Source organism: Streptomyces sp. NPDC059524 (genome assembly GCF_042749255.1).
GTDB lineage: Bacteria > Actinomycetota > Actinomycetes > Streptomycetales > Streptomycetaceae > Streptomyces > Streptomyces xanthii.
This window is the reverse complement of record NZ_JBHYTK010000244.1, coordinates 1-8,022: the sequence shown is the minus strand read 5'-3', so window position 1 is coordinate 8,022 and position 8,022 is coordinate 1. Positions and strand designations below refer to the sequence as shown.

The window sequence follows — 8,022 nt, the reverse complement described above, 5'->3', positions numbered from 1 at the left end:
CCACGTTCTCACACAAATAGGGGGCCCCCCGGTTGGCGTCGGTCGGGCGCCCCTGCGCCACCGGGGCGCCCGGGCTCAGGCCAGACGGGCGCGGAGCACGTCCACGATCTGGTCGACGGCGACCGCCTCCTGCTCGCCGGACTCCATGTCCTTGAGCTGCACGACGCCCTCGGCGAGATCACGCTCGCCGGCGACGACGGCGAACCGCGCGCCCGACCGGTTCGCGTTCTTCATCGCGCCCTTGAGGCCCTTGCCCCCGAAGGAGAAGTCGGCCGAGATCCCGGCCCGCCGCAGCTCCGTCACCTTGGAGAAGAGCACGCGCCGCGCCTCGTCGCCGAGCGGCACCGCGAACACGCTGGTGGTCGACGGGAGCTTCAGCTCCACGCCCTCCGCCTCCAGGGCGAGCACCGTGCGGTCGACGCCGAGCGCCCAGCCGACGGACGGCAGCGAGGGGCCGCCGATCATCTCGGAGAGCCCGTCGTAGCGGCCGCCGCCGCCCACCGCGGACTGCGAGCCGAGACCGTCGTGGACGAACTCGAAGGTCGTACGGGTGTAGTAGTCCAGCCCGCGGACCAGCTTGGCGTCGTCCTCGAAGGGGACGCCCTCGGCGACGAGCAGCTCGCGCACCTGCTCGTGGTACGCCTTGCAGGCGTCGCACAGGTAGTCGCGCAGCAGCGGGGCGTCCGTGAGCTGCTTCTGGACGTCGGGCCGCTTGTCGTCGAGGACGCGCAGCGGGTTGATCTCGGCGCGGCGCAGGGTGTCCTCGTCGAGGTCGAGGCCGCGCAGGAACGTCTGCAGCGCCTCCCGGTACACGGGGCGGCACTCCTTGTCGCCCAGCGAGTTCAGCAGGATGCGGAAGTTCCTGAGGCCCAGGGAGCGGTACGCCTGGTCGGCCAGGATGATCAGCTCGGCGTCGAGCGCCGGGTCCTCGGCACCGATCGCCTCGGCGCCGACCTGCGAGAAGTGGCGGTAGCGGCCCTTCTGGGGGCGCTCGTAGCGGTAGTACGAGCCCGAGTACCAGAGCTTGACCGGGAGGTTGCCCGCCTTGTGGAGGTTGGCCTCCAGGGCGGCGCGCAGCACGGAGGCGGTGCCCTCGGGGCGCAGGGCGAGCCTGTCGCCGCCCTTGGTCTCGAAGGCGTACATCTCCTTGGTGACGATGTCGGTGGACTCGCCGACACCGCGCGCGAACAGCTCGACGTTCTCGAAGCCGGGCGTCTCGATGTAGCCGTAGCCGGAGTTGCGCAGCGGCGTGGAGATCGCCTCGCGCACCGCCAGGTAGGTGGCGGAGTCCGGGGGAAGAAGGTCGTACGTGCCCTTGGGGGCCTGGAAGGTGCTCACGGGAGTCTTCTCGTCACATTCCTCGTCGGGGAGCCTGGGTGGAGGATCCCTGGCCGGCGGCCACCTGCCGCAGATACGGGTTGGTGGCGCGCTCCTGGCCGATGGTGGTCTGGGAGCCGTGCCCGGAGAGGACCACGGTCGAGTCGTCGAGCGGCAGGCACACACGGGCCAGCGATTCGAGCATGTCGTCCATGGAGCCACCGGGAAGGTCGGTGCGTCCGATGGAGCCGGCGAAGAGCAGATCGCCCGAGAAGAAGACGGACGGGATGTCCGCGGTCTCGGGCATCTGGAAGGCCACCGACCCCTTGGTATGGCCGGGCGCGTGCGCGACGGAGAAGTCGAGTCCGGCCAGCTTCAGCCGGGTGCCGTCGGTCAGCTCCCGCACGTCGTCTGGCTCCCCCACGGTCAGCTCGCCCATCAGCTGGGTGCCGATGGAGCGGCCGATGCCCTTCTCCGGGTCGCTCATCATGTAGCGGTCCGAGGGGTGGATCCACGCGGGCACGTCGTGCGCTCCGCACACGGGGACGACCGAGGCGACATGGTCGATGTGTCCGTGCGTGAGGATGACGGCGACCGGCTTGAGCCGGTGCTTCTTCAGCGCTTCCTCGACGCCCTCGGTGGCCTGGTGGCCGGGGTCGATGATCACGCACTCCTCACCCGCGGCGGGGGCAACCAGGTAACAGTTGGTGCCCCAGGCCCCGGCGGGGAACCCGGCAATCAGCACGATCGTCCTTCGTATGTCGTCGTCACAGCCGTCACGGTCGTCGTGGCGGCGGAATGCGGCAGATCAGAGCCTACCGGCGCTGCCGTTTCCACAGCGAACCCATATACGGTACGGGGCACCAACCGACGGCCCGAAACCAAGGTCACGAGACGTACGAGGAGAACACCCGGTGGTCAGCAAGGATCAGCGGCAGCGTCAGCTCGCCCGGGAGAAGTTCCTGCGCCAGCAGCAGCGGCGCGAGGCCGCCCGCCGCAAGGCCCGCACCCGCAACATCGTGATCGCCTCCGTGCTCGCGGTCGCCGTCCTCGGCTCGGGCGCCGCGTACGCCGCCGGGGCGTTCAAGAGCGACGACAAGAAGGACTCGGCCGCCGCCGACCCGAGCGCGAGCCCGTCGGCGTCGAAGGCCCCGGACCCGTGCGAGAAGCCGGCCGCGGGCAAGGTGAAGAAGGAGACCTGGAAGAAGGAGCCTGCGCTCACCGTCGACCAGGCCGCGGACTACTCGATGAAGCTGGCGACCACCTGCGGCGACATCGACATCGCGCTGAAGACGAAGGCCGCCCCGCACACGGTGAACTCGTTCAAGTTCCTGGCGGACAAGGGCTTCCTCGACCACACCAAGTGCCACCGCCTGACCACCGAGGGCATCTACGTCCTGCAGTGCGGCGACCCGACGGGCACCGGCCAGGGCGGCCCCGGGTACACGATCCCGGACGAGAACCTGAAGGACGCCTCGCTCAAGAAGGCGGAGAAGATGCAGGGTACGCAGCTGTACACGTACCCGGCCGGCACGGTCGCGATGGCGAACACGGGCCAGAAGCACTCCGGCGGCAGCCAGTTCTTCCTCGTCTACAAGGACAGCAAGCTTCCGGCCACCTACACCCCGTTCGGCACGATCTCCGACTCCGGCCTCAAGGTCCTGGACAAGATCGCGAAGGCCGGCGCCCAGCCCCAGGACCCGCAGACGGGCAACACGGCGCCGAACGCGACGGTGGTGATCGACAAGGGGACGGTCACCAAGTCCTGACCTGCCGACCGACAAATTTCGGTCGCGCGGGATGCGGACAGCCGCCCCGCCGGTCGCCTATGTTGGCCGTGACGAAACTGTGGACGATGCCCGGGGGCCGATGAGCCCCCGCAGGCATCATGTGGAGGAGGCGCTGTGAGCAGCGACCCGTGGGGCCGCGTCGACGAGACGGGGACCGTGTACGTGCGTTCGGCCGACGGCAGTGAGCGAGTGGTCGGTTCGTGGCAGGCAGGATCCCCTGACGAGGCCCTGGCCTACTTCAAGCGCAAGTACGACGGTCTCGTCGTCGAGATCGGGCTCCTCGAGCGCCGGGTGCAGACGACGGACCTGTCGGCCAAGGACGCGATGACGGCGATCGAGCACCTGCGGGCCCAGGTCACGGAGGCGCACGCCATCGGTGACCTGGACGCGCTCGCCAAGCGGCTCGACAAGCTGGTGGAGAGCGTCGAGTCGCAGCGCGAGAAGCGCAAGGCGCAGAAGGCCAAGCAGTCCGACGAGGCCCGGCACGCCAAGGAGGCGCTGGTCACCGAGGCGGAGGAGCTGGCGCAGTCCGAGCAGTGGCGGGCCGCCGGTGAGCGGCTGCGGGCCCTGGTGGACACGTGGAAGGGGCTGCCGCGGCTCGACCGCAAGACGGACGACGAGCTGTGGCACCGCTTCTCGCACGCGCGCTCGGCGTTCTCGAAGCGCCGCAAGGCGCACTTCGCGTCGCTCGACGCGCAGCGCGAGGAGGCCCGCAAGGCCAAGGAGCAGCTGGTCGCCGAGGCCGAGGCGCTGTCGAACTCGACGGACTGGGGTGCCACGGCGGCCCGTTACCGCGAGCTGATGGCGGACTGGAAGGCTGCCGGGCGGGCGCAGCGCGAGCACGAGGACGATCTGTGGAACCGCTTCCGCGGGGCGCAGGACGTGTTCTTCGCGGCGCGCAGCTCCGTGTTCGCCGAGCGGGACGCCGAGCAGGGCGAGAACCTGAAGCTCAAGGAGGAGCTGGCCGGTGAGGCCGAGAAGCTGCTCCCGATCCAGGACCTGAAGGCGGCCCGCGCCGGCTTCCGCTCGATCAACGAGCGCTGGGAGGCCATCGGCCACGTGCCGCGCGACGCCCGGCCGAAGGTCGAGGGCCGGATGCAGGCCGTGGAGCGTGCGATCCAGGAGGCCGAGGAGGCCGAGTGGCGTCGTACGAACCCGGAGGCGCGGGCGCGTGCCGCGGGCCTCACGGGCCAGCTGCAGGCGGCGGTCGACAAGCTCAAGGGGCAGGTCGAGCAGGCGCGTTCGCAGGGCAACAACGCGAAGGCGGACAAGCTGCAGCGGGAGCTCGACGGGCGCCAGGCGCTGCTCGACTCCGCGCTGAAGGGTCTCGAGGAGTTCGGCGGCTGACGCTCCGCTGAGCGGGACATGAAACCGGCCCGGGCTTTCACAGCCCGGGCCCGCTTTTTCACGCCCTCACGTCTTCCCTGCCCGCCGCCGCGCGCCTGCGCCCCGGTGGGGCTTCTCGCGCAGTTCCCCGCGCCCCTTACGGGGCGGATCTGCCCGGCCCCTGCAGGAGGGCCTCCCAGGCCCCGGCATTACGGGCGGCGGGCCGAGGTCACTCGGTAGACGTCGTAGACGCCCTCTACGCCTCGTACCGCCTTCAGGACGTGGCCCAGGTGCTTCGGGTCGCCCATCTCGAAGGTGAAGCGGGACGTGGCGACGCGGTCGCGGGAGGTCTGGACGGCCGCCGAGAGGATGTTGACGTGCTGGTCCGACAGGACACGGGTGACGTCCGACAGGAGGCGGGAGCGGTCCAGGGCCTCCACCTGGATGGCGACCAGGAAGACCGAGGACTGGGTGGGCGCCCACTCGACCTCGAGGATCCGCTCGGGCTCACGGGACAGCGAGTCCACGTTGACGCAGTCGCTGCGGTGGACGGAGACCCCGCTGCCGCGCGTGACGAAGCCGATGATGGGGTCGCCCGGCACCGGGGTGCAGCAGCGGGCCAGCTTCACCCAGACGTCGTCGACGCCCTTGACCACGACACCCGGGTCCGCGTTCGACCGCCGCTTGGAGCGGCCCCGCGACGGCGGCGCGGTCTCGGCGATGTCCTCGTTGGCGGCCTCCTCGCCGCCCAGCGCCTGGACGAGCTTCTGGACGACGCTCTGCGCGGTGACGTGGCCCTCGCCGATCGCCGCGTACAGGGAGGAGATGTCGGGGTAGCGCATCTCGTGCGCGAGGGTGACCAGGGAGTCGCCGGTGAGGATGCGCTGGATCGGCAGGTTCTGCTTGCGCATGGCCCGCGCGATGGCGTCCTTGCCCTGCTCGATGGCCTCCTCGCGGCGCTCCTTGGAGAACCAGGCCCGGATCTTGTTGCGCGCACGCGGCGACTTGACGAAGCCGAGCCAGTCACGGGACGGGCCGGCGCCGGACGCCTTCGAGGTGAAGACCTCGACCAGGTCACCGTTGTCCAGGGTCGATTCGAGCGGCACGAGCCGCCCGTTGACCCGCGCTCCTATGGTCCGGTGGCCGACCTCCGTGTGGACCGCGTACGCGAAGTCCACCGGGGTGGCGCCGGCCGGCAGCGCTATGACGTCGCCCTTGGGGGTGAAGACGAACACCTCGTTGCGCGAGAGGTCGAAGCGCAGGGACTCCAGGAACTCCCCCGGGTCCTCCGTCTCCTTCTGCCAGTCGAGCAACTGGCGCAGCCACGCCATGTCGTTGAGGTGGTCGTCCTTGCCGGTCGACCGGGGCTGGTCGCTGCGCACCTTGGAGGCGCCCGCGACGGCCTCCTGCTTGTACTTCCAGTGCGCGGCGATGCCGTACTCGGCGCGGCGGTGCATGTCGAACGTACGGATCTGGAGCTCGACGGGCTTGCCGTTGGGCCCGATGACCGTCGTGTGCAGCGACTGGTACATGTTGAACTTGGGCATCGCGATGTAGTCCTTGAACCGCCCCGGAACCGGGTTCCAGCGGGCGTGGACGGTGCCCAGTGCCGCGTAGCAGTCGCGGACCGTGTCGACGAGGACGCGGATGCCCACCAGGTCGTAGATCTCGGCGAAGTCGCGGCCTCGCACGATCATCTTCTGGTAGACGCTGTAGTAGTGCTTCGGGCGTCCGGTGACGGTGGCCTTGATGCGGGCCGCGCGCAGGTCAGACTGCACCTCGTCGGTCACTATGGCCAGGTACTCGTCGCGCTTGGGCGCGCGCTCGGCCACGAGCCGCACGATCTCGTCGTACATCTTGGGGTAGAGGATCGCGAAGGCGAGGTCCTCCAGCTCCCACTTGATGGTGTTCATGCCCAGGCGGTGCGCCAGCGGAGCGTAGATCTCCAGCGTCTCGCGGGCCTTCTTCTCCTGCTTCTCGCGCTTGAGGTACCGCATCGTGCGCATGTTGTGCAGGCGGTCGGCGAGCTTGATGACGAGGACGCGGGGGTCCTTCGCCATGGCGACGACCATCTTGCGGACGGTCTCCGCCTGCGCGGCCTCGCCGAACTTGACCTTGTCGAGCTTGGTGACGCCGTCGACGAGGAGGGCGACCTGGTCGCCGAAGTCGCGCTTGAGGGTGTCGAGGCCGTACTCGGTGTCCTCGACGGTGTCGTGGAGGAGCCCGGCCATGAGCGTCGCCGGGTCCATGCCCAGCTCGGCCAGGATCGTCGTGACGGCGAGCGGGTGCGTGATGTACGGGTCGCCGCTCTTGCGCTTCTGCCCGCGGTGCCAGCGCTCGGCGACCTGGTAGGCACGCTCGATCTGGCGCAGGGTGGCCGTCTCGATCTTCGGGTCGTTGCTCCGCACGATCCGCAGCAGCGGTTCGAGGACCGGGTTGTACGGGTTGGAGCGCTGGACGCCGAGACGGGCGAGGCGGGCGCGGACCCGGTTGGAGGAGCCGGAGCGCGCCGGCGGGTTCGCGGCGGGCCGGATCGCGGGCGGGTTCGCCGCGGGGCGTGGCTTGTCGGCCGGGGGCTGCGAGCGGGGCTGCTCCGCCGCGGGCTTGCCGCCGGGCGGTGCGGGCTTGGCGGTCGTCGCGGGCCGGTCGTTCTTCGCGGGCGCGCCGGAAGCGGCCGCCGGGGCTGCCTGCTGGTCGGCCTTGGCGGCGGTGAGTGGCTTGGCCTCGTCTGGCAACGGCGCTCCTCGTGCGCGACGGGTCCCCCGTACAGGTCCCGGGGAGCCCATGGTATCGATCCTGCGGCCACCGAACGTATTCGGCCGGTGGGACAGTTTCGTACCCCGAGAACGCGGCGGGCGGGCACCTGATTCCTCAGGGCCCGCCCGTGCGGCTGTGACCTGCTGTTTCAGCGCTGAGTCAGACCACGAGCAGGGCGTCGAGCGGGGCGCCCTCGAGGGCCGGCTCCAGCCGCTCGCGGCCCGGCAGGAAGCCCAGCTCCATGAGGACGGAGACGCCCGCGACCTCGGCGCCCGCGCGGCGCACCAGGTGGACGGCGGCCTCGGCGGTGCCGCCGGTGGCCAGCACGTCGTCGACGATCATGACGCGGTCCTCGGCGGTCAGGTCCTCGGCGTGCACCTCGATCTCGGCGGAGCCGTACTCGAGGTCGTAGGCCTGCGCGAGGGTGGCCCCCGGGAGCTTGCCCGCCTTGCGTACGGGGATGAAGCCGAGGCCGGCGCGGACGGCGACGGGGGCGCCGAGGATGAAGCCGCGGGCCTCGAGGCCGACGACCTTGGTGGCGCCGGCGGCGACGCAGCGCTCGGCGAGCGTGTCGGTCAGGGCCGTGAAGGCCGCCGGGTCGGCGAGCAGCGGGGTGATGTCCTTGAAGAGGACCCCGGGCTCCGGGTAGTCCTGCACATCACGGATGCGGCTGAGGAGCAGCTCCTTGATGTCGGTCATTTCTGCACCTCAGCGTGTGGGTGATGGGCGTTCTACGGGTCTGGTGCGCGTCTTCCGCGAGGCGCTCGCGCGATCGACAACCCTAGCAGTCGGCCGGTGCGGGAACGACGCGGGCGCCAGGAGCCTCGTCGGC

General features: G+C 70.5%; 6 protein-coding genes. 2 read left to right on the top strand and 4 right to left on the bottom strand.

What is annotated here, in order from left to right:
* Positions 1-75 precede the first annotated feature (75 nt).
* Positions 76-1,338 (bottom strand): histidine--tRNA ligase, encoded by a 1,263-nt coding sequence (hisS, locus tag ACFW9D_RS36895; RefSeq protein WP_188340011.1) that lies wholly within the window; start codon positions 1,336-1,338, stop codon positions 76-78.
* A 13-nt stretch (positions 1,339-1,351) separates the two neighbouring features.
* Complete coding sequence (locus ACFW9D_RS36890) at positions 1,352-2,062, bottom strand: MBL fold metallo-hydrolase (protein WP_188340010.1); 711 nt, start codon at positions 2,060-2,062, stop codon at positions 1,352-1,354.
* 169 nt (positions 2,063-2,231) lie between these two features.
* Here ACFW9D_RS36890 and ACFW9D_RS36885 point away from each other — a divergent pair, with 169 nt between their 5' ends.
* Both ACFW9D_RS36885 and ACFW9D_RS36880 read left to right on the top strand, forming a co-directional pair.
* Positions 2,232-3,086 (top strand): peptidylprolyl isomerase, encoded by an 855-nt coding sequence (locus ACFW9D_RS36885; RefSeq protein WP_188340009.1) that lies wholly within the window; start codon positions 2,232-2,234, stop codon positions 3,084-3,086.
* Positions 3,087-3,221: 135 nt separating this feature from the next.
* Positions 3,222-4,454, top strand: coding sequence for a DUF349 domain-containing protein (locus ACFW9D_RS36880; protein ID WP_188340008.1), 1,233 nt, complete (start codon positions 3,222-3,224; stop codon positions 4,452-4,454).
* A 188-nt stretch (positions 4,455-4,642) separates the two neighbouring features.
* On the opposite strand, the gene ACFW9D_RS36875 is transcribed toward ACFW9D_RS36880, so the two are convergent.
* Together ACFW9D_RS36875 and ACFW9D_RS36870 are read right to left on the bottom strand one after the other, a co-directional pair.
* Complete coding sequence (locus ACFW9D_RS36875) at positions 4,643-7,168, bottom strand: bifunctional (p)ppGpp synthetase/guanosine-3',5'-bis(diphosphate) 3'-pyrophosphohydrolase (protein ID WP_188340007.1); 2,526 nt, start codon at positions 7,166-7,168, stop codon at positions 4,643-4,645.
* 181 nt (positions 7,169-7,349) lie between these two features.
* Positions 7,350-7,889, bottom strand: a complete 540-nt coding sequence (locus ACFW9D_RS36870; protein ID WP_188340006.1) for an adenine phosphoribosyltransferase — start codon at positions 7,887-7,889, stop codon at positions 7,350-7,352.
* Between the last annotated feature and the right edge of the window lie 133 nt (positions 7,890-8,022).

Bases quoted from the DNA above. Each gene is read 5' to 3' on its own strand.
- ACFW9D_RS36870 (WP_188340006.1), bottom strand. From the start codon at position 7,889: ATGACCGACATCAAGGAGCTGCTCCTCAGCCGCATCCGTGATGTGCAG.